General features: G+C 51.9%; 24 protein-coding genes. 18 read left to right on the forward strand and 6 right to left on the reverse strand.

Annotated features, from left to right (window positions below):
• Positions 1 to 102 precede the first annotated feature (102 nt).
• Complete coding sequence (gene fetA / locus OOJ59_RS01600; RefSeq protein WP_085047614.1) at positions 103 to 780, forward strand: iron efflux ABC transporter ATP-binding subunit FetA; 678 nt, start codon at positions 103 to 105, stop codon at positions 778 to 780.
• Positions 767 to 1,546, forward strand: coding sequence for an iron efflux ABC transporter permease subunit FetB (gene fetB, locus OOJ59_RS01605; RefSeq protein WP_038638405.1), 780 nt, complete (start codon positions 767 to 769; stop codon positions 1,544 to 1,546). Before fetA ends, fetB begins: the two co-directional genes overlap by 14 nt.
• Positions 1,547 to 1,624: 78 nt before the next feature.
• On the opposite strand, the gene OOJ59_RS01610 is transcribed toward fetB, so the two are convergent.
• Genes OOJ59_RS01610 through tesA form a run of 3 tightly spaced genes read right to left on the reverse strand, consistent with a single transcriptional unit; the run spans position 1,625 to position 3,963 of the window.
• A complete protein-coding gene (locus OOJ59_RS01610) occupies positions 1,625 to 2,479 on the reverse strand; it encodes a co-chaperone YbbN (RefSeq protein WP_003847508.1) in 855 nt (284 codons plus the stop codon).
• 58 nt (positions 2,480 to 2,537) lie between these two features.
• Positions 2,538 to 3,308, reverse strand: coding sequence for an SDR family oxidoreductase (locus OOJ59_RS01615; RefSeq protein WP_150344751.1), 771 nt, complete (start codon positions 3,306 to 3,308; stop codon positions 2,538 to 2,540).
• Positions 3,309 to 3,336: 28 nt separating this feature from the next.
• Positions 3,337 to 3,963 (reverse strand): multifunctional acyl-CoA thioesterase I/protease I/lysophospholipase L1, encoded by a 627-nt coding sequence (gene tesA / locus OOJ59_RS01620; protein WP_003021850.1) that lies wholly within the window; start codon positions 3,961 to 3,963, stop codon positions 3,337 to 3,339.
• Between tesA and ybbA the strand changes: the two genes are divergently transcribed.
• From ybbA to OOJ59_RS01650, 6 genes are all read left to right on the forward strand, one after another.
• The gene (gene ybbA / locus OOJ59_RS01625; protein ID WP_038638411.1) at positions 3,931 to 4,617 is read left to right on the forward strand and encodes a putative ABC transporter ATP-binding protein YbbA; all 687 of its coding nucleotides are present in this window, start codon (positions 3,931 to 3,933) and stop codon (positions 4,615 to 4,617) included. The two genes, tesA and ybbA, sit on opposite strands and share 33 nt — an antisense overlap.
• Positions 4,614 to 7,028 (forward strand): putative ABC transporter permease subunit YbbP, encoded by a 2,415-nt coding sequence (gene ybbP, locus OOJ59_RS01630; protein WP_160955627.1) that lies wholly within the window; start codon positions 4,614 to 4,616, stop codon positions 7,026 to 7,028. Before ybbA ends, ybbP begins: the two co-directional genes overlap by 4 nt.
• A gap of 187 nt (positions 7,029 to 7,215) precedes the next feature.
• A complete protein-coding gene (locus OOJ59_RS01635; protein WP_069323985.1) occupies positions 7,216 to 8,349 on the forward strand; it encodes a porin in 1,134 nt (377 codons plus the stop codon).
• A gap of 245 nt (positions 8,350 to 8,594) precedes the next feature.
• Complete coding sequence (locus OOJ59_RS01640) at positions 8,595 to 9,425, forward strand: MetQ/NlpA family ABC transporter substrate-binding protein (RefSeq protein ID WP_038638419.1); 831 nt, start codon at positions 8,595 to 8,597, stop codon at positions 9,423 to 9,425.
• Between the two features lie 63 nt (positions 9,426 to 9,488).
• Positions 9,489 to 10,505, forward strand: a complete 1,017-nt coding sequence (gene sfbB / locus OOJ59_RS01645) for a virulence-associated ABC transporter ATP-binding protein SfbB (protein WP_085047610.1) — start codon at positions 9,489 to 9,491, stop codon at positions 10,503 to 10,505.
• The gene (locus OOJ59_RS01650; RefSeq protein WP_137346936.1) at positions 10,498 to 11,157 is read left to right on the forward strand and encodes a methionine ABC transporter permease; all 660 of its coding nucleotides are present in this window, start codon (positions 10,498 to 10,500) and stop codon (positions 11,155 to 11,157) included. Before sfbB ends, OOJ59_RS01650 begins: the two co-directional genes overlap by 8 nt.
• Here OOJ59_RS01650 and mnmH read toward each other — a convergent pair whose 3' ends face one another.
• On the reverse strand, positions 11,158 to 12,252 hold the full coding sequence (gene mnmH / locus OOJ59_RS01655; protein ID WP_085047608.1) for a tRNA 2-selenouridine(34) synthase MnmH: 1,095 nt from the start codon (positions 12,250 to 12,252) through the stop codon (positions 11,158 to 11,160).
• Between the two features lie 69 nt (positions 12,253 to 12,321).
• Entirely contained in the window at positions 12,322 to 13,248 is a 927-nt protein-coding gene (gene allS, locus OOJ59_RS01660) for an HTH-type transcriptional activator AllS (RefSeq protein WP_038638428.1), read from the reverse strand.
• A gap of 227 nt (positions 13,249 to 13,475) precedes the next feature.
• Here allS and allA point away from each other — a divergent pair, with 227 nt between their 5' ends.
• From allA to glxK, 10 genes are all read left to right on the forward strand, one after another.
• Positions 13,476 to 13,958 (forward strand): ureidoglycolate lyase, encoded by a 483-nt coding sequence (allA, locus tag OOJ59_RS01665; protein WP_038638430.1) that lies wholly within the window; start codon positions 13,476 to 13,478, stop codon positions 13,956 to 13,958.
• 45 nt (positions 13,959 to 14,003) lie between these two features.
• Positions 14,004 to 14,855, forward strand: coding sequence for an HTH-type transcriptional repressor AllR (gene allR, locus OOJ59_RS01670; RefSeq protein ID WP_042309993.1), 852 nt, complete (start codon positions 14,004 to 14,006; stop codon positions 14,853 to 14,855).
• Positions 14,856 to 14,939: 84 nt separating this feature from the next.
• Complete coding sequence (gene gcl / locus OOJ59_RS01675) at positions 14,940 to 16,721, forward strand: glyoxylate carboligase (protein WP_038638436.1); 1,782 nt, start codon at positions 14,940 to 14,942, stop codon at positions 16,719 to 16,721.
• 12 nt (positions 16,722 to 16,733) lie between these two features.
• Positions 16,734 to 17,510, forward strand: a complete 777-nt coding sequence (gene hyi / locus OOJ59_RS01680; protein WP_085047606.1) for a hydroxypyruvate isomerase — start codon at positions 16,734 to 16,736, stop codon at positions 17,508 to 17,510.
• Positions 17,511 to 17,610: 100 nt separating this feature from the next.
• Entirely contained in the window at positions 17,611 to 18,489 is an 879-nt protein-coding gene (glxR, locus tag OOJ59_RS01685) for a 2-hydroxy-3-oxopropionate reductase (protein ID WP_121528703.1), read from the forward strand.
• A gap of 67 nt (positions 18,490 to 18,556) precedes the next feature.
• Positions 18,557 to 19,807 (forward strand): MFS transporter, encoded by a 1,251-nt coding sequence (locus tag OOJ59_RS01690; RefSeq protein WP_087857077.1) that lies wholly within the window; start codon positions 18,557 to 18,559, stop codon positions 19,805 to 19,807.
• Positions 19,808 to 19,905: 98 nt separating this feature from the next.
• Positions 19,906 to 21,366, forward strand: coding sequence for an allantoin transporter (locus OOJ59_RS01695; protein ID WP_137351064.1), 1,461 nt, complete (start codon positions 19,906 to 19,908; stop codon positions 21,364 to 21,366).
• Positions 21,367 to 21,438: 72 nt separating this feature from the next.
• Positions 21,439 to 22,800 carry an allantoinase AllB gene (gene allB, locus OOJ59_RS01700; RefSeq protein ID WP_085047602.1) on the forward strand — a complete coding sequence of 454 codons (1,362 nt, stop codon included), beginning with the start codon at positions 21,439 to 21,441 and terminating at the stop codon, positions 22,798 to 22,800.
• A gap of 58 nt (positions 22,801 to 22,858) precedes the next feature.
• Positions 22,859 to 24,157, forward strand: a complete 1,299-nt coding sequence (locus tag OOJ59_RS01705; RefSeq protein ID WP_038638451.1) for a uracil/xanthine transporter — start codon at positions 22,859 to 22,861, stop codon at positions 24,155 to 24,157.
• 21 nt (positions 24,158 to 24,178) lie between these two features.
• Complete coding sequence (gene glxK, locus OOJ59_RS01710; protein ID WP_160955633.1) at positions 24,179 to 25,327, forward strand: glycerate 3-kinase; 1,149 nt, start codon at positions 24,179 to 24,181, stop codon at positions 25,325 to 25,327.
• A 79-nt stretch (positions 25,328 to 25,406) separates the two neighbouring features.
• Here the strand turns inward: glxK and allE are convergent, their stop codons facing one another.
• A complete protein-coding gene (gene allE / locus OOJ59_RS01715) occupies positions 25,407 to 26,192 on the reverse strand; it encodes a (S)-ureidoglycine aminohydrolase (protein WP_121528705.1) in 786 nt (261 codons plus the stop codon).
• Positions 26,193 to 26,201: the final 9 nt, after the last annotated feature.

Here is a 26,201-nt window from a genome sequence, read left to right on the forward strand (position 1 = left end):
AAATTCGTTCCTGACGAATTTGTCACTCACTTGCCGCCTTCATGCAACTCGAATTATTTTGGGTATAGACTGTCTGCACGAAAGAGGAAAAAAGGATCGATAATGGAAGAAAGCAGCATTTTGCTTCAGTTGAAAAATGTCGCATGGCAGGCAGGGGCGACGCAGGTTCTCAATAACATCTGTTTTAATCTCGATGCCGGAGAATTTAAGCTGATTACCGGCCAGTCCGGCTGCGGTAAAAGTACGTTACTGAAGATAGTGGCGTCGTTAATTAGCCCGAGTTCCGGTGAAATCCTTTTTGAGGGCAAGGAGATATCAACGCTAAAGCCTGAAGCTTATCGCCAGCAGGTCTCTTATTGCGCGCAAACGCCCGCTTTGTTTGGTGACACCGTCTACGACAACCTCATTTTTCCCTGGCAAATTCGCGATAAACGCCCGGAACCGGATGTATTTCTGGAAGACCTGGCCCGTTTTGAGTTGCCCGAGAGTATCCTCAAAAAAGGGATCAATGAACTGTCCGGCGGGGAAAAACAGCGCGTCTCGTTAATTCGTAATTTGCAGTTTCTGCCTAAAATCCTGCTGCTTGATGAAATCACCAGCGCGCTGGATGAGTCCAACAAACGTAACGTGAATGAATTAATTCACCACTATGTTCGCGACAAGAAAATTGCCGTGCTGTGGGTGACGCACGATAAAGATGAGATTAATCACGCGGATAATGTCATAACTCTTCAACCGCACGCCGGAGAAATGCAGGAAGTCAGCAATGAACGAGCATAATATTACCAATGAATCACTGGCGTTAGCGATGATGCTGGTGGTGGTCGCCATACTGATCAGTAACAAAGAAAAGCTGGCGCTGGAAAAAGATATTCTCTGGAGCGTTTGCCGGGCGGTGGTTCAGCTTATTATCGTCGGCTATGTGCTGAAATATATTTTCGGCGTCAATCACAGCATTCTGACCTTATTAATGGTGCTGTTTATCTGTTTTAACGCCGCCTATAACGCGCAAAAACGCAGTAAATATATTGATAACGCTTTTCTCTCGTCGTTTATTGCCATTACGGTTGGGGCGGGGTTGACGCTGTCGGTACTGGTGTTGTCCGGCTCTATCGAGTTCACGCCGATGCAGGTGATCCCAATTTCCGGGATGATTGCAGGCAATGCGATGGTGGCGGTGGGGCTGTGTTACAACAATCTGGGGCAGCGGTTTAACAGTGAACAGCAGCAAATCCAGGAAAAGCTCAGCCTCGGCGCGACGCCGAAGGTTGCTTCCGCGCCGCTGATTCGCGACAGCATTCGCGCCTCGCTGATCCCGACGATCGATTCTGCCAAAACCGTGGGGTTGGTGAGTTTACCGGGAATGATGTCTGGGTTGATTTTTGCCGGTATTGACCCGGTAAAAGCGATTAAGTATCAGATTATGGTGACGTTTATGCTGCTTTCGACCGCCAGCCTGTCAACCATTATTGCCTGCTACCTGACCTATCGGAAGTTCTATAATTCACGCCACCAATTAGTCGTAACGCATTTGAAGAAGACGTGATGTGATGCCGGAGGGAGCGGTATTTGTTGAATTTCCAGGCCCGATAAGCGCAAGCGCCATCGGGCAAAATCAAACGGATTAGTACAGCAGCGCGTACAACTGGCGGCGGTATTTCGAGGCCAGCGCATCGCCGGTTCCCAGCGCGGCAAGGATCTCCTGGAAGGTCTTACGCGCCTGACCGTCGGCAGCGGTAAGATCTTTCTTCAGGTGGCTGAACAGCAATTCCAGCGATTCTTCGTTACGTCCGACCTGATGGAGTTGAATGGCTAATTGCGTGGCCAGCGCGGCATCCTGCGGGTTGCTGGCAACCTGTTGCTGCAACTGTTGGATTTCCGGCGTATCCGCCGCCTGCTTCAGCAGTTCAATCTGTGCCACCAGCCCCTGATAACGGGTATCCTGATCTTGTAACGGAATCGTTTTCAGCACCGCTTCGGCATCGTCAGAACGATTGAGGGCGATTTGCGTTTCCGCCAGCAGCAGGCCGATTTCGCTGCTCTGGTTGGAGATTTGCCAGGCTTCTTTCAGCAGCGGCAGCGCATCCGCGTGATTACCGGCTTCGATAAACTCGATAGCCTGGCGTGCTTTCAGCTCTTCTTCGCTCGGCAGCACTTTCTCCAGCAGCGCGCGAATAACCTCTTCTGGCTGCGGACCCTGGAAGCCATCTACCGGCTGACCGTTCTGGAACAGATAAACCGTTGGGATCGCGCGCAGTCCAAACTGGGAGGCGATCATCTGTTCCGCGTCGCAGTCGAGCTTAGCGAGAATAAACTGACCATTATACTGGGCGGCAAGGCTCTCCAGCACCGGCGTTAATTGCAGACAATGCTGGCTGCGCTCAGACCAAAAATAGAACAGGACCGGTGTGGTCATCGACTGTTCAAGGGTCTGCTGCAGGTTCGATTCATTAATGTTAACAATATTCTGTGTGGACATGGAGTTACTCTCTTTTGTCGATTTCTTGTTACATGGGGGCTGACGCGCGAGCTTCAACTCAACCCTGTAAAATTTTGTCCATTATGCGGCCTGGCAGCAGGCGTTTAAGCAGCATAATGGCCCAGGTCACCAGCGTAACCGGATAACGTAGCTTCGGTTTGTCGCTTTCGAACGCGTGACGCACTTTGGCGACAACCGCTTGTGGTCCCAGCGTAAACCGCGCGGCAATGCCGGGATTTTCCACGGGGGCATCGCTTTGCGTCTGGTTGACGTTTTCGGTAAAACGGGTGCGGATGGGGCCCGGTTCAATCAGGCTGACCTTAATCCCACTGTGACGCAGCTCCATACGCAGCGCGTCGGACCAGGCTTCCAGCGCATATTTACTGGCGGCATAGGCGCCACGTCCCGGTGTGGAGATCAATCCCATTACCGAGGAGGTCATCACGATGCGTCCTTCGCCGTGAGGTAGCATGGCGGGCAACAGGCGCATGGTGAGCTGATGCGCGCCAAAGAAGTTGGCGGAAAACTGCTGCTCCATCTGCTCGCGGCTAATCGTGGGCAGTGGGCCGTAGACGCCGTATCCGGCGTTGTTAAAGATCCCATATAAACGATTATCGGTCAGGGCGATCACCTCATCGGCGGCGCGATCCACGCTTTCGGGTGAATCCAGATCCAGCAATACGCCGGTGAATCCCATGCTGTTCATACGCGCGACATCGTCAGGTTTGCGGCAGCCGGCCAGAATTTGAAAACCCTGGCGCTTTAGCTCAAGTGCGCTTTCCAGGCCGATTCCGCTGGAACATCCTGTTATTAAGACCGATTTTTGCATAACTTTACCTGTCAGGATCTCCGTTGAATTACGAGTCGTGATTAACTAGAGGAGTGAGATGTTGCGCCATCCAGTCGGCAATAAACGGCTGGGCGTCACGATTAGGGTGAATACCATCATCCTGCATCCACTGGGGTTTCAGATAAACCTCTTCCATAAAAAAGGGCAGCAGAGGGATATCAAACTCTTTGGCGAGCTTTGGATAAATCGCGCTAAAGGTTTCATTATAACGGCGACCGTAGTTTGCCGGCAGACGAATTTGCATTAATAGCGGTTCGGCATTTGCCGCTTTCACGTCCTGCAAAATCGTGCGCAGGGTTTGTTCGGTTTGCGCAGGCGCAAAGCCGCGCAGGCCATCGTTGCCGCCAAGTTCGACCAGTACCCAACGCGGCTGGTGCTGCTTGAGTAATGCAGGCAGACGGGCCAGGCCCTGCTGCGAGGTGTCGCCGCTAATGCTGGCATTCACCACCGGCGTTTTGGTTTGCCATTTATCATTAAGTAGCGCAGGCCATGCGGCGCTGGCGGACATACGGTATCCGGCGCTCAGGCTGTCACCCAGAATTAATAACGTGTCCGCAGCGGCGGCGCGGAAAGTTAACAGGACCAGGAACAGGAAAGGCCAATGCCAGCGGAAAACATTGTTGAAGTTCATCATCTTAAGAAATCCGTCGGTCAGGGTGATCATGAGCTATCCATCCTTACCGGAGTTGAACTGGTTGTCAAACGCGCCGAGACCATTGCGCTGATTGGCGAGTCGGGATCGGGGAAATCCACGCTGCTGGCGATCCTCGCCGGGCTGGACGATGGTTCCAGCGGTGAAGTCAGCCTGGTGGGGCAGGCGCTACATACCATGGATGAAGAAGCCCGGGCGCAGCTGCGGGCAAAACATGTGGGATTCGTTTTCCAGTCATTCATGTTAATCCCGACCCTGAACGCGCTGGAAAACGTCGAACTGCCCGCGTTGCTGCGTGGCGAAAATAGTGGTAAAAGCCGCGACGGGGCAAAAACGCTGCTCGAGCAACTTGGGCTGGGAAAACGTCTGGATCATCTTCCGGCCCAGCTTTCCGGCGGGGAGCAGCAGCGCGTGGCGCTGGCACGGGCCTTTAACGGGCGTCCGGATGTGCTGTTTGCCGATGAGCCGACGGGCAACCTCGATCGCCAGACCGGAGACAAAATTGCCGACCTGTTGTTTTCTCTGAACCGGGAACACGGCACCACCCTGATTCTGGTAACGCATGACCCGCAGCTGGCGGCGCGTTGCGATCGGCGCTTACGTCTGGTGAATGGACAGTTGCAGGAGGAGGCATGATTGCCCGTTGGTTCTGGCGCGAATGGCGCTCGCCTTCATTACTGATTGTCTGGCTGGCGCTGAGCCTGGCGGTAGCCTGCGTACTGGCGCTGGGCAACATCAGCGACCGTATGGAAAAAGGGCTGAGCCAGCAAAGCCGCGAGTTTATGGCGGGAGATCGCGCGCTGCAAAGTTCACGTACCGTGCCGAAAGCGTGGATTGACGAGGCGCGGCAGCGGGGGTTGAAAGTTGGCGAGCAGCTGACTTTCGCGACCATGACTTTTGCCCGTGACACGCCGCAGCTGGCGAACGTCAAAGCGGTAGATGATGTGTATCCGATGTACGGCACGTTGCAGACCAATCCGCCGGGGCTGAAACTGCAGCCGGGTTCGGTGCTGCTGGCCCCACGCCTGATGGCGCTGCTCAATCTAAAAATCGGTGATTCCATTGACGTCGGAGACGCCACGCTGCGCATCGCCGGCGAGGTGGTGCAGGAGCCAGATTCCGGTTTTAATCCGTTCCAGATAGCGCCGCGCCTGATGATGAGCATGGCGGATGTCGAAAAAACGGCGGCGGTCCAGCCGGGAAGCCGCGTGACATGGCGCTATAAATTTGGCGGAACGCCGCAGCAACTGGACGCGTACGAAAAATGGCTGTTGCCGCAGCTAAAGCCTGAACAGCGCTGGTACGGGCTGGAGCAGGATGAAGGCGCGCTGGGGAAATCACTTGAACGTTCACAACAGTTTCTGCTGCTGTCGGCGCTGTTAACGCTGCTGCTGGCGGTCGCTGCGGTTGCTGTGGCGATGAGCCATTATTGCCGCAGCCGTTACGATCTGGTGGCTATACTGAAAACCCTCGGCGCGGGCAGAGCGCAACTGCGTAGGCTGATTGTTGGTCAATGGTTGATGGTGCTGGCGTTGTCTGGCGTGACCGGTGGGCTTTTCGGGCTGTTATTTGAGCACGCGCTGGTGGTGTTACTCAGGCCGGTCCTGCCCGGCGATCTGCCGCCCGCCAGCCCCTGGCCGTGGCTGTGGGCCTTAGGCACCATGACGGTAATTTCGCTGTTGGTAGGGTTGCGTCCTTATCGGCTACTGCTGGCGACGCAGCCGCTACGTGTGTTACGCCGTGACGTGGTGGCAAACGTCTGGCCGCTGAAGTTTTATTTGCCGGTGGTATTGGTTGTTGTGGTCGTCCTGCTCGCTGGACTGATGGGCGGAAGCCTGCTGTTATGGGCTGTGCTGGCCGGTGCGGTAGTACTGGCGCTGGTGTGCGGCGTACTCGGTTGGATGCTGCTTAACGTGCTGCGTGGTCTGACGCTCACCTCGCTGCCGTTGCGTTTAGCGGTCAGTCGACTGTTGCGCCAGCCGTGGTCAACGCTCAGTCAACTGTCGGCATTTTCACTTTCCTTTATGCTGCTGGCGCTGCTGCTGGTGCTGCGCGGCGATCTGCTCGATCGCTGGCAGCAGCAAATGCCGCCGGAAAGTCCAAATTATTTCTTGATCAACATTGCCAGTGAACAGGTTGTACCGCTGAAGTCATTCCTGTCGGAACATCAGGTGATCCCGGAATCGTTCTATCCCATTGTACGTGCGCGTCTGACAGCCATTAATGATAAGCCGACCGAAGGAAATCAGGATGAGGCGCTTAACCGCGAACTTAATCTGACCTGGCAGGATACCCGCCCGGATCATAACCCTATAACCGCCGGAAGCTGGCCGCCAAAAGCGGGTGAAGTGTCGATGGAAGAAGGGCTGGCGAAGCGGCTAAACGTGAAGCTCGGCGATCGGGTGACCTTTATGGGCGATACCCAGGATTTCAGCGCCACGGTCAGCAGCCTGCGTAAAGTGGACTGGGAAAGCCTGCGGCCTAACTTCTTCTTTATTTTCCCTTCCGGGGCGCTGGACGATCAGCCCCAGAGCTGGTTAACCAGCTTTCGTTGGGAGAACGGCAACGGCATGTTGACGCAGCTTAACCGCGAATTCCCGACCATCAGCCTGCTGGATATTGGCGCCATCCTCAAACAGGTGGGCCAGGTGCTGGAGCAGGTAAGTAGAGCGCTGGAAGTGATGGTGGTGCTGGTTACCGCCTGCGGCATGTTGTTGCTGTTGGCGCAGGTTCAGGTGGGGATGCGTCAACGTCATCAGGAACTGGTGGTCTGGCGCACGCTGGGAGCAGGCAAGAAATTGCTGCGTACCACGCTGTGGTGCGAGTTCGCTATGCTCGGGATGGTCGCCGGGCTGGTGGCGGCCATCGGTGCGGAAACCGCGCTGGCTGTATTGCAAACCCGCGTATTTGACTTCCCGTGGGAGCCAGACTGGCGGCTTTGGGTTGTGCTGCCGCTTTGTGGGGCATTGCTCCTCTCTTTATGCGGCGGATGGCTCGGTTCACGACTGCTTAAAGGTAAAGCGCTGTTCCGTCAGTTCAGTAATTAATTCCTGCCAGTGATGATTACGCACCGGTTTTTTAAATCGGTGCGTTTTTTTATCTATGTAGCACAAATTGATAACCCCTTGATATTTAACAGCACAGAACAATAAAAACCCAGCAACACGAGTGTATTAATAAACGTTAATATTTGTATGCTTAATAATTGGCAGGCTATCTATCAAGGTACAAATAATGACTATAAAAAAAACGGCGCTGGCGGTATCGATCGGCGCAGCAGTGGCATTAACGACTTTCGCTTCCCAGGCGGAAATCACGATCCTGAAACAAGATCCGCAGGCGGGCGATCCGCTGAGCCGTCTTAACTTCACCGTCGGCGGGAGTATTCGTCCGCAGTTCCAGAATATGGCCGGTGACGATGGTAAGAATGGCTACAAACGTAATGGCTTCGACGGCGGGACGCGTTTCCGCTTCGCCGCAGACTACTATCTGTTTGATGATATCAGTTGGGTGAGCTACTACGAGCTGGGCGTTAACTTCCCGGCCATGTTCAACTGGGATAATCACTACGCTGACGGCGCCAACGATACCACGCGTCGTATGCTGTACACCGGTCTGAAGAGCGCGACCTGGGGTACGCTGACCTTCGGCCAACAGAACAGTATTTACTATGATGTGGTCGGGGCGAAAACGGATATCTGGGATTACGATATGATCGGTCAGGCGCCAGGTAACGGTATCAATGGCGACTATGACGGTTCCTATCGTACACGTAAATCATTGAAGTATAAGAAAACGGTGGGGGATGTTGATCTCTACGCGTCTTATCTGTTCAGCGATGATTACAACCCGAACAACGGCCTGCGCTACAAGCGTAAAGGCGGCGGCTCGTTGGGTGTGGATTACCACATCACCGATGACCTGACCTGGGGTACGGCGTGGAACTACACCCGTGCGGAAATGCGTGGCGACACCAGCAAAACCTACGATCAAAACATCGTCGGTACCGCACTGAGCTGGAAACCGGACAACTGGACCTTCTCAATGGGCGGCGGCTGGTATCAAAACTTCATGACCACCAAAAAAGTTTCGGTTAACGACTACTTTGCCGGTGATGCCTGGGGTCTGGAATACTTCGCGGGTTATACCTTCCCGATTGGTCAGTATGCGCTGAAATCTGTTCAGCCGTACTTTATGGGCGATCGTATCGAATACGTGAATGGTCGTAACTATCTGCGTACCGACAACGGTGTGGGTATCAGCTTCCAGTTGGATTACGGTTTCCGTGTGGATTACGAACACGTCTTTACCTCCAGCACCGACAACCTGGGCGATATGAACCTGGTGCGTCTGCGTTACGACTTCTAAGTCAATTTTCCTTCCAAAGCCGGGTAGCCAGGGCGTTATCCGGTTTTTTACTCTCCGTTGCCGAAAAACGCATAAGCACCTTCCTTGCACATTCAACGACATACTTCGCAACATCATGAAATAATTTCAAGGACAGCGGGTTGTGATCTGTGTCATGTTAGAAATCTGCCTGTTATCAGGCCAACGAGAACAACGCCGCATGAACGGCGTGAGACATGACACCACAACGTTAAAATGGAGAAAATATGGGATTGCGTCAGAGTTTACGCGTCGCGACCGGGGCGCTGTTACTGGCCTGCGGCTTACAATTTGCTCATGCGAACAGTGACCCGCATACCATCGTGTTTGGCGTCGCGCCTGGACCGTACGGCGATATGGTGAAACAGGCTATTGCCCCTACGCTGAAAGAGAAAGGCTATAAGGTGGTGGTGCGCGAATTCAGCGACTACGTGCAGCCGAATATGGCGCTCTCCAACGGCAGCATTGATGCCAACCTGTTCCAGCACTCGCTCTATTTTGACAAATTCACCGCCGATAAAGGACTGAAGCTGAGCAAGCTGATTGTGGTCCCGACGGCCGGGATGGGGTTTTACTCGCACAAAATCAAAAGTCTGGATGAGTTGAAAAAAGGGGATGTGATCACGCTGTCCAACGATCCGACCAACCTGGCCCGCGGTCTGCGTTTCCTGCAATCCATTGGCCTTATCACCATCAAAGACAATATCGATCCCACGAAAGCCTCCGAGCGTGATATCGCCAGCAACCCGAAAGGGCTGGTGTTTAAACCCTTGGAAGCGGCGCAACTGCCGCGCACTTTGGACGGTGTGACCGGCGCGCTGGTCAACGGCAACTTTGCCGTGGCGGCAAAACTGGATCTTTCCAGCGCCATCAAGCAAGAGCATCTGGATGAAAACCTGAAAAATATCATTGCGGTACGCAGTGAAGATGCGGATAAACCGTTCGCGAAAGATATTGTTGAAGCGGTGAAGTCTCCGGCGTATCGCGCGGTGATCGACGATCCGCAAAACATCTACAGCGCTTTCCAGAAACCGGAATGGATGTCGGCAGCCCAATAATCGCTGCATGCAAGGGTTAACAGGGGCAGCGGCGACTGCCCTTTTCGCATTTCTGAGGTGGATATGATTGAGATAGAAAAGGTTTGCGTGGATTTTACCGCAGGCCGTGGACCCTCAACCCGGGCGGTTGATGACGTCAGCTTGCATATTGGCGCGGGCGAGATATTTGGTATTGTCGGGACCAGCGGTGCGGGGAAAAGTACGCTATTGCGCACCTTGAACGCCTTAACGCGTCCGAGCAAGGGAAGTGTGAAGGTGAACGGCGTAGAAATTTCTGCGCTGGAAGGCACTCAGTTACGTAAAGCGCGTCAGCGCATTGGCATGATTTTTCAGCACTTTAATCTGATGCATACCCGCACCGTGGCGCAAAACGTCGCCTTTAGTCTGAAAGCTGCCGGATGGGAACGCAGCAAGATTGCTCCACGCGTCACGGAGATTCTGGCGCTGGTCGGACTGTCTGATAAGGCGAACCGTTTTCCGGTTCAGCTCAGCGGTGGTCAGAAGCAGCGCGTGGGTATTGCCCGTGCGATTGCCAATCATCCGGATGTGTTGCTGTGTGATGAACCCACTTCCGCGTTAGATCTCGAAACCTCGGCCACGATTCTGGCGCTGCTTAAGCAGATCAACCAACAGTTGGGGATCACGATCGTGCTGATCACTCACGAGATGAACGTGATCAAATCGATTTGCGATCGCGTGGCGGTGATGTCAGGCGGCAAGGTGGTGGAGTCCGGGGAGGTGTTTGACGTTTTTGCTCACCCACAGCACGCCTTCACCCAGCAACTGGTGTCGCATACCCTCAATCTGACGCTACCTGAGCGTCTGCGCCAGCATCTGCCCGGCCAGTTGCTGAAAATTCTTTTTATCGGCGATTCGGCGGAACAGCCTGTGCTGTCAGAAGTTGCGGTTAAATTTGGCGTGGCGGTGAACATTCTGCACGGCAAAATTGAATATATCGGCGAACGCGCGCTGGGGATTCTGGTGGTACAACTCACCGCGCCGCATAACCCTTCTGCGGTGGATGTCGCCGTGGAACATATTCGTCAACGTACTGCTCAAGTGGAGGTGATTCGTGGATGATTTATTGCCTGATTTGACGCTGGCGTTTAATGAAACCTTCCAGATGCTGAGCATCTCAACGGTGCTGGCGATTATTGGCGGTTTGCCGCTCGGTTTTCTAATTTTCGTCACCGATCGGCATTTATTCTGGCAGAACCGTTTTGTGTATCTGCTCAGCTCCGTGCTGGTAAATATTATCCGCTCGGTACCGTTTGTGATCCTGCTGGTGCTGCTGCTACCGCTCACCCAGTTTTTGCTCGGCAATACCATCGGACCGATTGCCGCCTCCGTGCCGCTTTCCGTGGCGGCGATTGCTTTTTATGCCCGGCTGGTGGATAGCGCGCTACGTGAAGTGGATAAAGGCATTATTGAGGCGGCGGAAGCGTTTGGCGCCACCCCGATGCGCATCATCTGCACCGTGTTGTTGCCGGAGGCCAGCGCGGGACTGTTGCGTGGACTGACGATCACGTTGGTGAGCCTGATCGGTTACTCCGCGATGGCCGGGATTGTCGGTGGCGGTGGGGTAGGTGACCTGGCGATTCGCTTTGGTTATTACCGCTATGAAACCCAGGTCATGATCGTCACCGTTGTCGCGTTGATTATTCTGGTGCAGGTCGTGCAGGTGCTGGGCGACTGGCTGGCGAAACGCGCGGATAAGCGCGACAGGCATTAATTACTGTGCGTTAAGCCATCCGGCAACGTCCTGCCATGTGCCGCGAAAGACGATTTTCGCGGCTTTCTTTTCCAGTTGATAGCGATACATCGGGTCGTAATACTCGTTGAGCAAAGGCACCAGCCAGCCCATGTGGGCGTCGGTACTGCCCGTCGATTGCTGTTCGCGCAGAGCCACGTCAAGCAGGGCGGTCAGCTCGGCAAAACGCTGTAACCCCAGACGACGGCGAATAGCGAACAGGCCGTGGTGCAGATACTCACTGTATTCCTGCCAGCCCCGGTTCTCACCATAAGCGTGGGTAAAATCGTGGTGCATGCGTACGAAATACTCCTCGCGCAGGCGCTCCAGACGCAGCTCAAAAGGATCGTCCACCACCGCAATGGACGCCTCGGTCATGCGCTCGCGCAGGCATTCGGGCAGATGGTTAGCGCCGATCATGCGGCCTTCATCTTCCAGCACCCACTGGCGTAAATCCTGTCGGCTGTCCGTTTTGAGCATTTCGACCGCCAGCAGGTTTTCAAAACTCGCCTGGCTTAGCTGCGGCTCTACGGTACGTCCAAACGAGGAACCGCGATGGTGCGCCAGTCCTTCGAGATCCACACCGTTCGGCTGCTGTTGAACCAGTTGCGTTTTACCGTTCCCGGTACAGCCGCCAATTAAGACGATCGGTTTTTGCACCAATTCTTCCGTTATCCGTATGACCGCCTGGCGCAGAGCCTTATAACCGCCCTGTATCAGCGGATAGTCAATGCCGGACTCGTGCAGCCACTGCTGCACAATATGCGAACGCTGACCGCCGCGCGCGCAGCATAAATATCCTTTTGGGTGTTGACGACAGGCATCCTGCCAGGCGTACATGCGCTGTTGGCGGGTTTCACCCGAGACCAGTTGATGGCCCAATTCCAGGGCAGCCTCAGGCCCCTGACGTTTATAACAGGTACCGACGGCGGCGCGTTCGTCATCGTTCATTAAGGGGAGATTGACTGCGCCCGGCATCGCGCCTTGTTGAAATTCGACGGGGGCGCGTACATCGATAATAGGCGTACCGGCGAGCAGAATCGCGCGATAGTCCTGTGCTGTTTGTGTGTCTTGCATAGTAAAAAACGAAACCTCAAATCATCTTGCGTATCATTTTACGCGCCAAAGAGCAGGATGACTTGATTTTCAATCGCGTGCATTGTTGAAAATTGCTAAAAATCCGGCGATTTCTGGTTTTCGCTGCGTAAATAACGTCACAATATCTTCCACAGCCTTACCTGCGCCAAACTTATGCCAGGCGAGACTTAAGGGGGAAGGGGGACGCATGGTAGGAATAATGCTACTGACCAGTTGCCCGTTATCAAGCAATGGCTGGCACAGCGGTTGCGGAACAAAGCCGATACCCACCCCGGCAAGATGCGCCGCAATTTTGGTTTCCATGTCCGGGACAATAATCTCTTTTTGGCCGGGAAGCCGCCACGCGACCCGTTTGGTCAGGGTGCGCGCACTGTCTTCAATGTTGATCGCCGGAAAACGGCGCAACTGCGCTTCCGTTAATGGACCACTGACGTCTGCCAATGGATGATTCGCCGACATAACAAACCGCCACTGAACAGACCCCAAAGGATCGAGGGTAAAGGTGTTGGCCATTGGTTCAGTACCCGTGACGCCGATAGCCAGAGAGAATCCTTCATACAGCAGTGAATCCCAGACGCCCATATAGATTTGCCGGGAAAAGTGAAACTGAGTAAAGGGATAGCGGGCGTTAAGCCAGGATAACAGGCGAGCGACGGCTTGCGGGCTATACAGCAGGTTGTTGACCACGATATTCACCTGACGCTCTACGCCGTCGTTCACTTGCTGTAATTCGCTGGGCATGCTGTCCAGCCAGGCGAGCCAGTCCTTTGCCTGAGAAAGAAGATGCGAGCCCGCGGCGGTTAACGTAACGCTGCGGGTGGTGCGAAAGAACAGAGCAACCCCGGTATTTTCTTCCAGAAGCTTAATGCGATAGCTGATGGTGGCCGTGGTTTTACACAAGCGATCCGCCGCCCTGGAGAAACTCCCTGTTTCGGCTACGCCAATAAAAGTACGCAGTGTTTCTGGATCAAACATCGTCAGCTACTCCCTGAATGCTCTTCCGCAAGCCTGATTTCTTGTTCTCTGATTTATAAGTATTTTTACATAATGGCCTTGTTTAAATTGTGGTCTAAATCGAATTTTGGAAAAATATTCCAACTTTTGTGTTGATGTTAAATCCCGAAGGTTTTAGATTGCATGATATTGAAGCCGCTAACTGTTCTGGCTGCGGTTCAGAGGAATTCAGTTACAAGGAAAAGATGATGAAACTTGAGGTATTACCGTTAAATCAGCACACGTTCAGCGCCTATGGCGATGTCATCGAAACCCATAAACGTGATTTTTTTCATATCAATGATGGGTTGGTTGAACGTTATCACGATCTGGCTAATGTGGAGATCCTTGAGCAGGACCGAACGCTCATCAGCATTAACCGCGCGCAACCGGCAGCGATGCCTATTATTGTGCATGAACTGGAGCGCCACCCGCTGGGTACCCAGGCATTTATGCCCATGAAGGGCGAAGCGTTTGTGGTGATTGTCGCGCTTGGTGAGGACAAACCCGATCTTTCCACCTTAAAAGCCTTTATCACCAATGGTCAACAGGGGGTGAATTATCACCGAAACGTCTGGCATCACCCGCTGTTTGCCTGGCAAACCGTGACCGATTTCCTGACGGTCGATCGTGGTGGTAGCGATAATTGCGATGTTGAACGTATCCCGGCACATGAACTCTGTTTTGCGTGACGCTATTGGCCTTCTTGCTTAATATGAGCATATTGTTCATTGTTTATGCTCATATTTTGGGCCGGAGTAAATGTAGTGGAGACGGAAGTAAGACGGCGCGGCAGGCCTGGACAGACGGAGCCGGTTGCGCAGAAAGGCGCTCAGGCGCTCGAAAGAGGCATTGCGATTTTGCAGTATCTCGAAAGAAGTGGGGGGAGTTCGTCAGTCAGCGATATTTCCGGCAGTCTGGATTTACCGCTCTCCACGACTTTTCGCCTGCTAAAGGTTTTACAGGGTGCTGATTTTGTCTATCAGGACAGTCAGTTAGGATGGTGGCACATCGGTTTAGGCGTCTTCAATGTGGGCTCCGCGTATATTCATAATCGCGACGTCCTGTCGGTAGCCGGACCATTTATGCACCGATTAATGCTGCTGTCAGGCGAAACGGTGAATGTCGCGATTCGTAATGGCACTGAAGCGGTGCTGATTGGCCAGAAGGAGTGCAAATCGATGGTCAGGATGTGTGCACCTTTGGGCAGCCGTATGCCGTTGCATGCTTCCGGCGCGGGGAAAGCACTGCTTTATCCGCTGATGGAAGAAGAGTTAATGGACATTGTCGTGAAAACGGGTTTGCAGCAGTTTACGCCGAACACGTTGGTGGATTTTCCTACTCTGCTGCGTAATCTGGAACAGGCGCGCGAGAATGGCTATATCGTTGATCACGAAGAACATGTTGTTGGATTGAATTGCATCGCTTCGGCTATCTATGACGATGCAGGCAGTGTAGTGGCTGCCATCTCTATTTCGGGGCCCGCATCCAGACTGACGGAAGATCGTTTTATTAGTCAGGGGGAGCTGGTACGGGATACAGCACGAGATATCAGTACGGCGCTTGGGTTAAAAGCACCCGTAGCTTAAGTCGCAACCCGCTCAGAGGAGCGGGACTTTTTTGGATTTTTTTAAAGTTGGAAAAATTTTCCAATAAATAGAGGTAGAAAGAAAATGGCAAAAATGAGAGCCGTTGACGCGGCAATGTATGTGCTGGAAAAAGAAGGTATCACCACCGCATTTGGCGTGCCTGGAGCGGCAATCAACCCGTTCTATTCCGCAATGCGTAATCACGGCGGCATCCGTCACATTCTGGCTCGCCACGTTGAAGGCGCCTCCCATATGGCGGAAGGTTATACGCGTGCCGCTGCAGGCAACATTGGCGTCTGCCTTGGCACTTCAGGCCCGGCTGGAACTGACATGATCACTGCACTGTATTCCGCCTCTGCCGACTCTATTCCTATTTTATGTATCACCGGCCAGGCGCCTCGTGCCCGCCTGCATAAGGAAGATTTTCAGGCTGTCGATATTGAATCTATCGCCAAACCGGTCAGCAAAATGGCGGTAACGGTACGTGAAGCGGCACTGCTGCCACGGGTTTTACAGCAGGCATTCCACGTCATGCGCTCAGGTCGCCCTGGCCCGGTGCTGATCGATTTGCCTTTTGATGTCCAGGTTGAAGAAATCGAATTCGATCCCGACATGTATGAGCCGTTGCCGGTCTACAAACCTGCCGCCAGCCGCAAGCAAATTGAGAGAGCGCTGGAAATGCTGATCCAGGCGGAACGTCCGGTCATCGTCGCAGGGGGCGGGGTGATTAATGCTGATGCTTCCGCACTGCTGCAACGTTTTGCGGAGCTGACCCATGTACCGGTTATCCCCACGTTGATGGGCTGGGGATGTATCCCTGACGATCATGAGTTAATGGCCGGCATGGTCGGGCTACAAACCGCGCACCGCTACGGAAATGCCACGCTGCTTGCTTCTGATATGGTGTTCGGTATTGGTAACCGTTTTGCTAACCGTCACACCGGCTCGGTCTCGAAGTACACCGAAGGGCGCAAAATCATTCATATCGACATTGAACCGACGCAAATTGGCCGTGTTCTGTGCCCGGATTTGGGCATTGTTTCTGATGCCAAAGCCGCGCTGACCTTGTTGATTGACGTCGCTCAGGAAATGCAGAAAGCCGGACGTTTACCTTGCCGGAATAGCTGGGTTGATGAATGCCAACAGCGTAAGCGGACGTTACTGCGTAAAACCCACTTCGACAATGTCCCGGTGAAACCACAGCGTGTCTATGAAGAGATGAATAAAGCCTTTGGTCGCGACGTTTGCTACGTCACCACCATCGGATTATCACAAATTGCCGCTGCGCAAATGCTGCATGTGTTCAAAGAGCGTCACTGGATCAACTGCGGCCAGGCTGGTCCTCTCGGCTGGACGCTGCCTGCGGCATTAGGGGTTTGTGTTGCCGATCCAACACGCAATGTCGTCGGGATTTCGGGGGATTTTGACTTCCAGTTCCTGATTGAAGAACTGGCGGTAGGCGCGCAATTCAATATTCCTTACATCCATGTGCTGGTCAACAACGCCTATCTGGGCCTGATTCGTCAATCGCAGCGTGCTTTTGATATGGATTACTGCGTCCAACTGGCGTTTGAAAATATCAACTCCAGCGAAGTAAACGGCTATGGCGTCGATCACGTCAAAGTGGCAGAGGGATTAGGTTGTAAGGCTATTCGCGTCTTCAAACCTGAAGATCTCGCTCCGGCGTTTGAGCAAGCCAAAGTCCTGATGGCGCAGTATCGCGTTCCGGTTGTTGTCGAAGTGATCCTTGAACGAGTGACCAATATCTCGATGGGTAGCGAGCTGGATAACGTGACCGAGTTTGAAGAGGTTGCAGACGGTGCAGTTGATGCGCCAACCGAAACCTGTTTTATGAAATATGAATAGAGGAGGTGACAGATGTTACGGTTCTCAGCCAATCTTTCCATGCTGTTTCTGGAATACAGTTTCCTTGAGCGTTTCGACAAAGCGGCGCAAGCGGGGTTTCGTGGCGTAGAGTTTATGTTTCCCTACGATTACGACATTGACGTCTTAAAGGAAAAACTGCAGACCAACAAGCTGGAGCATACGTTGCATAATCTCCCCGCCGGAGATTGGGCTGCGGGTGAACGTGGTATCGCCTGTATTCCGGGGCGCGAAGAAGAGTTTCGTGATGGTGTGGCCGCGGCTATTCGCTATGCGAAGGGGCTGGGCAATACAAAAATCAATTGCCTGGTAGGTAAAACACCGGCGGGTTTTTCGGCTGAACAGATCCAGCAAACGCTGGTGGAAAATCTGCGCTATGCGGCCAACATGTTAGCGAAAGAAGATATTTTATTGCTGATTGAGCCGATCAACCATTTTGATATTCCTGGTTTCTTTCTCACCGGTACGCATCAGGCGTTAGCGTTAATTGATAGCGTCGGATGCAATAATATCAAAATTCAGTATGACATTTATCATATGCAGCGCATGGAAGGGGAATTAACCCAGACCATGACCACGTGGGCAAATAAAATAGGTCATTTGCAAATTGCAGATAACCCTCGTCGCGGAGAGCCAGGGACCGGGGAAATCAATTATGACTTTATTTTTAAGTTTATTGATAAATCAGGTTATGACGGGTGGGTAGGCTGCGAATATAAGCCGCTGACGACCACCGAAGCAGGATTATCGTGGATTAATCAGTATCGATAATTTGTAAGTAATTTCAGGCAACACTATTTTTTCCACTCTGTTGGAAGGGAATCGTTTTGCCTGAATTCAGGAATACCGACAGATATAAAAGAGGTTGCAAATGAAACTGGGATTTATTGGCCTGGGTATTATGGGATCGCCAATGGCGATTAATTTGGCTCGCGCCGGACATCAATTACATGTCACGACCATTGGACCGGTGGCTGAAGAGTTGCTGTCACTGGGGGCGGTTAATGTTGAAACTGCGCGTCAGGTGACTGATTTCGCAGATATTATATTCATCATGGTGCCGGATACGCCGCAGGTTGAAGAAGTGCTTTTTGGTGAACACGGATGCGCTAAAACTGCATTGCAGGGAAAAACCATTGTCGATATGAGTTCTATTTCTCCTATCGAAACCAAGCGTTTTGCTCAGCAGGTTAATGAACTTGGCGGGGATTATCTGGATGCGCCCGTGTCCGGCGGGGAAATTGGCGCTCGTGAAGGGACGCTGTCCATTATGGTTGGCGGTGAACCTGAAGTATTTGAACGGGTGAAACCGCTCTTTGATATTCTGGGAAAAAATATCACTCTGGTGGGCGGGAATGGTGATGGCCAAACCTGTAAAGTGGCTAACCAAATTATCGTGGCCTTAAATATTGAAGCCGTTTCTGAAGCGCTGGTATTTGCCTCTAAAGCGGGCGCAGATCCGGTTCGCGTGCGTCAGGCATTAATGGGCGGGTTTGCCTCATCTCGTATTCTGGAAGTACATGGTGAGCGCATGATTAAGCGCACTTTTGATCCCGGATTCAAAATTGCACTGCATCAAAAAGATCTCAACCTTGCATTACAAAGTGCCAAGGCGCTCTCATTGAATTTGCCTAATACGGCAACTTGTCAGGAGTTATTTAATACCTGCGCCGCGAATGGTGGAAGCCAGTTGGATCACTCGGCAATGGTTCAGGCCCTGGAATTAATGGCTAATCATAAATTGTCATGATCGTTGGTATCGCTGCAATCCTGCAGCGATACATTTTAATCAGACACACTTTGGAAAGGTGCATGTCATGAGTGAAAAAAATACATCCGGTATTGAATACTGGAAGAAGATCGTCGTCGTAATGAGTCTGGGTTGGGTCGCAATATGGATTTATCGCACCGTATTAACCCCTATTTATCCTGAGATTCAGGCTTCCCTGGGCAATGTCAGCAATGCTGAAATTGGCGCCATCGCCAGTTTCTATTTTTTCGCCTATTGCAGTATGCAAATTCCCTGCGGAATTTTGGTCGATAAGCTTGGCCAGAAAATTATGCTGATGTGTGGGTTTACGCTCTTTATTATTGGTACGCTCAGTATTGCAAAAGCCACGGGACTGGTGATGATCTATGCCGGTTCGCTGATGGCAGGAGCGGGCTGCGCCTCTTTCTTTAGTTCTGCGTATTCTCTCTCTTCGGCAAATGTCCCGCAGGCTCGCCGGGCACTGGCAAACGCCATCATTAATAGCGGCTCTGCGATTGGGATGGGGATCGGTTTAATCGGCTCCAGCGTGTTGGTTAAAAGCATGAGCATGGCCTGGCAAAACGTGTTGTTTCTGGTTGCGGCTGTGTTGGTGGTGATGCTGTGCGTATTTACTTTGGTTATCCGCGGTAAGGTAAAAAGCGAAACGGCGGCGTCAGAGCAAAAAACGCAGACGACAACGATGACAGAAGAGAAAAGTCCGCCGCTGTTTTCGGGTTTGTTATGCAGCGTCTACTTCCTCTATTTCTGTACCTGTTATGGCTATTACCTGATTGTGACCTGGCTTCCGTCCTATCTGCAGACTGAAAGGGGATTTGATGGTGGCGCGATTGGGGTTGCCTCGGCTTTGGTCGCCGTGGTGGGGGTTCCCGGTGCGTTGTTCTTCAGCCATCTGTCCGATAAATTCCGTAACAGTAAAGTCAAAGTCATTCTTGGGCTGGAAATTATGGCCGCCGCAATGCTGGTGTTTACGGTGTTATCGCCGAATACCACGATGTTGATGGTCAGCCTGACCCTGTACGGTTTACTGGGAAAAATGGCGGTGGATCCCATCCTGATCTCCTTCGTGTCTGAGCAGGCGTCGGCGAAAACGTTGGGCAGAGCATTTAGCCTGTTTAACTTCTTTGGTATGAGTTCAGCCGTTATTGCGCCAACGTTAACCGGATTTATTTCCGATTTGACTGGCTCAAAAGAGATAAGCTTTGTCATCTCGGCTTGTCTGGTTGTTACCGGAACGCTTATTTTTGCCGGCGTGACGTTATATAAAAAGAAAGTAACACCAGTTACTGCTTCAGCATAAAAATATAATTAAAACTATTTGCATTACTTAATATATTGTTTTTGTTCCACATAGCTAAACCCATTACAACGTTATCCGATACGTGACAAGAGGGATTTATGGAACAGCAAAGAGATCTATACCAACAACGTGGTTATAGTGACGACTTATTACCGAAAACGGCAGCACAACGAAACTGGAAAACATTTAACTATTTTACTTTATGGATGGGGTCAGTACATAACGTACCTAATTATGTTATGGTTGGCGGGTTCTTCATTCTCGGACTGTCCACATTCAGTATTATGCTGGCTATTATTATTAGTGCATTGTTTATTGCATTAGTCATGGTTATGAACGGCGCCGCCGGAAGTAAATACGGTGTACCTTTTGCAATGATTCTGCGTGGCTCGTATGGTGTACGTGGCGCGCTTTTTCCCGGATTATTAAGAGGCGGGATTGCGGCAATTATGTGGTTCGGGCTGCAATGTTATGCCGGATCGCTGGCTTTTCTTATTCTGATTGGCAAGATATGGCCTGGGTTTTTAACGCTGGGCGGTGATTTTACACTACTGGGGTTGTCTCTGCCGGGGTTAATCACATTTCTTATCTTTTGGCTGATTAACGTTGGTATCGGTTTTGGCGGTGGTAAAGTATTAAATAAATTTACTGCGATCCTGAACCCTTGCATTTATATCGTTTTTGGCGGAATGGCTATCTGGGCGATATCCCTGGTAGGGATTGGCCCCATCCTTGACTACATTCCGGGCGGTGTGCAAAAAGCGGGAAACAACGGATTCCTGTTCCTGGTAGTGATTAACGCCGTGGTTGCGGTATGGGCCGCTCCGGCGGTGAGCGCATCGGACTTTACGCAAAATGCCCACTCATTTCGTGAACAGGCGTTAGGCCAGACGCTGGGTCTTATTGTCGCGTACGTGTTATTTGCGATTGCCAGCGTGTGTATTATTGCCGGTGCCAGTATTCATTATGGAACGGATACCTGGAATGTGCTGGATATCGTACAGCGTTGGGACAGTCTGTTTGCCTCATTCTTCGCAGTTTTGGTTATTCTGATGACCACAATCTCAACAAACGCTACGGGTAATATTATCCCGGCTGGTTATCAGATTGCCGCAATTGCGCCAACAAAACTAACATATAAAAAAGGTGTATTGATTGCCAGTATTATTAGCTTACTGATTTGTCCATGGAAGCTTATGGAAAATCAGAGCAGCATTTATCTGTTTCTGGACATCATCGGCGGTATGCTTGGTCCTGTTATTGGTGTTATGTTAGCGCATTATTTTGTCGTTATGCGCGGCAAGATTAATCTTGATGAATTATATACCGCCAGCGGTAATTACCAATATTATGATAATGGATTTAACCTGACGGCATTCTCCGTAACGTTAGTGGCGGTAATTCTTTCACTGGGTGGAAAGTTTATTCCATTGCTTGAGCCGTTATCGCGAGTGTCGTGGTTTGTTGGGGTTATTGTCGCATTTGTGGCATATGCCTTACTGAAAAAAAGAACGGTTGGACAACCTGCCGCAGTAGAAAAAGCAACAGGTCAGTTGTAATGAAATCAGTAAACGTAGGTGTAAGCGTGCGTTATTTATAAAAACTATCTGTATCCATACAAGGAGTTCGTTATGTCTTTTGATTTAATTATTAAGAACGGTACTGTTATTTTAGAAAATGAAGCTCGTATTGTTGATATTGCCGTCCAGGCAGGAAAAATCGCCGCCATTGGTGAGAATCTGGGGGAAGCAAAGCAGGTAATGGATGCGACAGGTCTGGTGGTTTCACCGGGCATGGTCGATGCGCATACCCATATCTCTGAGCCGGGACGTACACATTGGGAAGGCTATGAGACCGGAACGCGTGCCGCGGCAAAAGGCGGTATCACCACGATGATCGAAATGCCTCTCAACCAGCTGCCCGCGACGGTGGATCGCGAAACCATCGAACTTAAATTTGATGCGGCAAAAGGCAAATTGACCATTGATGCCGCGCAGCTTGGCGGTCTGGTTTCTTACAACCTTGATCGTCTGCACGAGCTGGATGAGGTCGGTGTCGTCGGTTTCAAATGCTTCGTTGCCACCTGTGGCGATCGCGGAATCGACAATGACTTCCGTGACGTTAACGACTGGCAGTTCTACAAAGGCGCGCAGAAGTTAGCAGAAATGGACCAGACGGTGCTGGTGCATTGCGAAAATGCGCTCATTTGCGACGAGCTTGGCGAGGAAGCTAAACGCGAAGGCCGTGTGACGGCACATGATTATGTGGCTTCACGTCCGGTTTTCACTGAGGTGGAAGCTATTCGCCGCGTGCTGTATCTGGCAAAAGTCGCCGGTTGCCGCCTGCACGTTTGCCATATCAGCAGCCCGGAAGGCGTGGAAGAAGTGACCCGTGCCCGCCAGGAAGGCCAGGATGTGACCTGCGAATCCTGCCCGCATTATTTTGTGCTGGATACCGATCAGTTTGAAGAGATTGGCACGCTGGCAAAATGTTCTCCGCCGATCCGCGATCGACAGAATCAACAAGGCATGTGGGAAAAACTGTTCAATGGTGAGATTGACTGCCTGGTTTCCGACCACTCGCCATGCCCACCAGAAATGAAGGCTGGCAATATCATGCAGGCGTGGGGCGGCATTGCCGGACTGCAGAGCTGCATGGACGTCATGTTTGATGAGGCCGTGCAAAAACGCGGTATGTCGCTGCCGCTATTCGCTAAATTGATGGCAACCAACGCCGCAGATATTTTTGGCCTGAAACAGAAAGGACGTATTGCCCCGGGTAAAGATGCTGACTTCGTCTTTATTCAACCGGACAGCAACTACGTTCTGAAAAACGAAGACCTGGAATACCGTCACAAAGTCAGCCCGTATGTTGGCCGGACGATTGGCGCGCGCATTACGAAAACTATTCTTCGCGGGGATGTTATCTATGACATCGAGCAGGGATTCCCGGTAGCGCCAAAAGGTCAATTTATCCTTAAACATCAACAATAATATGATGCGAATTAATGCCCGTCATGCTGGCGGGCATTCTCTATTTTAAGGTATGAATATGCTTCCTGTTATTAACCGCGAAAGTTTGCTATCTGGCTTTCAGTGGTTTTTCTTTATTTTTTGCAATACGGTCGTGGTCCCCCCAACGCTGGTTTCTGCATTTCATCTCCCCGCGAGCAATCTGTTAATGCTCACGCAATACGCTTTTTTCACGACATCGCTGGCCTGCCTTGCGCAGGTCATTTGTGGCCATCGTCGCGCCATTATGGAAGGCCCGACCGGTTTATGGTGGGGCACCATTCTGACAATTACCCTGGCTGAGGCGTCACGCGGGACACCGCTCAATGATATCGCCACCAGTCTGAGCGTCGGGATTGTCATTTCCGCTGTGCTGACGATGATTATCGGCTTTAGCGGCTTAGGACACCGGTTGGCCCGGCTATTTACCCCAACGGTGATGGTCTTTTTTATGCTGCTGTTGGGCGCTCAGCTCACCACTATCTTTTTTAAGGGCATGTTGGGATTGCCTTTTGGCATTGCTGACACCAGCGTCAAAATTCAACTGGCGCCTTTTAGCCTGGCGGTTGGCGTGATGTGCTTCATCCTTGCGATGATCATTTTTTTACCGCAGCGGATCTCCCGTTATGCACTGCTGGTGGGGGCGGTAGTGGGATGGGGACTCTGGCGATTGTGCTTTCCATCAACGTCTTTGCCGTCTGGTGAATTAAGCTGGCAGTGGTTCCCGTTAGGCAGTCATGGCAGGCTGTTACCCGGTATTATCCTGACGGCGGTTATCACCGGTCTGGTGAATATCAGTAATACCTATGGCGCGGTGCGCGGCACGGACGTCTTTTATGCGCATCAAGGCTCCAGCAGCTCGCGTTATCGTCGTAGCTTTATCATTTCCGGTTTTATGACGCTGGTGACAGTGCCTTTTGCCGTGATTCCATTTTCACCTTTTGTCTCCTCTATCGGGCTGTTAACACAAACTGGCGACAGCTCGCGAAAATCATTTATTTGCGGCAGCGTATTATGTTTATTGGTGGCGATAGTAACGCCGCTAACCCGTTTATTCTGCGCTATTCCACTGGCGATCAGCAGTGCCGTTATGCTGGTCTCTTATCTGCCGTTGCTCTATTCCGGTCTGGTTTTCAGCCAGCAAATCACCTTTACCGCACGAAATATTTATCGGCTGGCACTCCCGCTGTTTGTGGGCATTTTTTTGATGGGGCTGCCACCGGTTTATTTACAAGATCTTCCACTGACTATTCGGCCATTACTGAGTAATGGCTTATTGGTGGGGATTTTACTGGCAGTGCTTATGGAAAACCTCATTCCATGGGAACGCATTAAATAACAGGATGAAAAAGGATTAATGATGAAAATTGTAATTGCGCCAGATTCGTTTAAAGAGAGCTTAAGCGCCGAACAATGCTGCCAGGCAATTAAAGCTGGATTTTCAAGCATATTCCCGGATGCAGAATATATTTGTTTGCCCATTGCGGATGGTGGGGAGGGGACCGTGGATGCCATGGTGGCGGCGACTGGTGGAAAAGTGGTCTCGCTGGAGGTCTGTGGGCCGATGGGGGAAAAGGTCATGGGATTTTATGGCCTGACCGGTGATGGAAAGACCGCCATTATTGAAATGGCTGCGGCGAGTGGACTGATGCTAGTCGAACCGCAGGCGCGTAATCCGCTGCTGGCGTCAAGTTACGGTACTGGCGAACTGATTCGGCATGCGCTGGATGCCGGTATTCGTCATATTATCCTCGGTATCGGCGGGAGTGCGACAGTTGATGGCGGCATGGGGATGGCTCAGGCGCTGGGCGTGCGGTTTCTTGACGCGCAAGGGGCATCATTGAGGGCGGGAGGCGGTAGCTTGTCTCGCCTCGCGAGCATTGACCTGCAACAGTGCGATCCGCGGCTGACAGCATGTCGGATCGAAGTCGCTTGTGATGTGGACAACCCATTGGTTGGCCCGCGCGGCGCGGCAAGGGTATTTGGTCCGCAGAAGGGGGCGACGCCGGAAATGGTTGAGAAACTGGAGGAAGGGTTACTCAACTACGCGCATGTGCTGCAAGCGTTGACCGGTGAAGAGGTATCTCAGGTTGCGGGCGGTGGGGCGGCGGGCGGAATGGGCATCGCCGCGGCTATCTTTCTGCAGGCCATCATGAAACCAGGGATTGAGATTGTGCTGAAGGCTGTGCAACTGGAGCAGTCCATCAAAGATGCATCGCTGGTCATCACCGGCGAGGGACGTATTGATTCGCAAACGGTCGGGGGAAAAGCGCCAATCGGTGTTGCTTCTGTTGCTATGCAGCATCGTGTTCCGGTTATTGGTATCGCCGGGGTGCTGGGGGAAGGCGTGGAGGTGGTTCACGATCATGGTATTGATGCGGTATTCAGTATTTTGCCGCGACTCGCGCCATTGGCGGAAGTGCTGGCGAGCGGTGAAACCAACCTTTATTACTGCGCGCGTAATATTGCTTGCGCGATGAAGCTCGGTCAGGCGATGAATCTGCGTTAAGCATAAAAAAAGCCACGGTGTTAACCGTGGCAAAACCCAACATAGCTAAATAAAAAATTATCAGGCGGGCTGTTCGCCGTTAAATCTCTACATCCCGGTTGCAATCTTTGGAATAGATATAGCTGAATGCTTCGCCACGCCCCACGCCGTAACCCGCCTGCAGGGAGTACGCGCCCATAAAGATGTAGTCGCCTTTTTTCACCGGGACCCATTGGTTATCGAGGTTATAAACGCCCTGGCCTGAGAGAATATAAGCCCCATGTTCCTGTACATGCGTTTCGATATAACCATGGCTGGCGCCGGGTTCGAATGACAGAATATGCATATTCATATCGAAGCCTAATTCTTTAGGCAGGAAATCCAGCAGGATTACGTCATCCATGCCTTCATAATGAATACGTTCTAACTGGTTGGCATTACCGGAGACCAGCCATGGCGAATGGCCGGCCACCGGCGTATAACGCCGTTTGTATAAAAACAGTTGGCTGTCTTCTGTCTGGGCATTATTAAAGGTGAGCAGTTCACCTGGCGGGCAATACAGATATCCGCCCTGAGTCAAAGCAAATGTTTTACCTTCCGCTTTTGCCTCAACTTTGCCGGAAATAACATACACGAACGTTTCAATACCTTCGCCGCCAAAACCGCTGTGGTGGCCGCCGTTCTGGTGTAGGGTCACCAGATAGTCAACAAATGACGCGCCCAGTTTTGGCGTTGAGAGGATGGTGACGTCACAGTTTTCAAAACCCGGAATGATATTTTTAACCAGTCCGTCCGGGGTTAACAGGGCAAAGTTACCGTGTTTTACAATTGCGCGATTAGCCAGTAAATCATCGCGATAACCCGTGACGTTATTCAGATATCCCATGAATGGCTC

The organism is Citrobacter sp. W9 (assembly GCF_026719375.1).
Lineage (GTDB): Bacteria > Pseudomonadota > Gammaproteobacteria > Enterobacterales > Enterobacteriaceae > Citrobacter > Citrobacter werkmanii.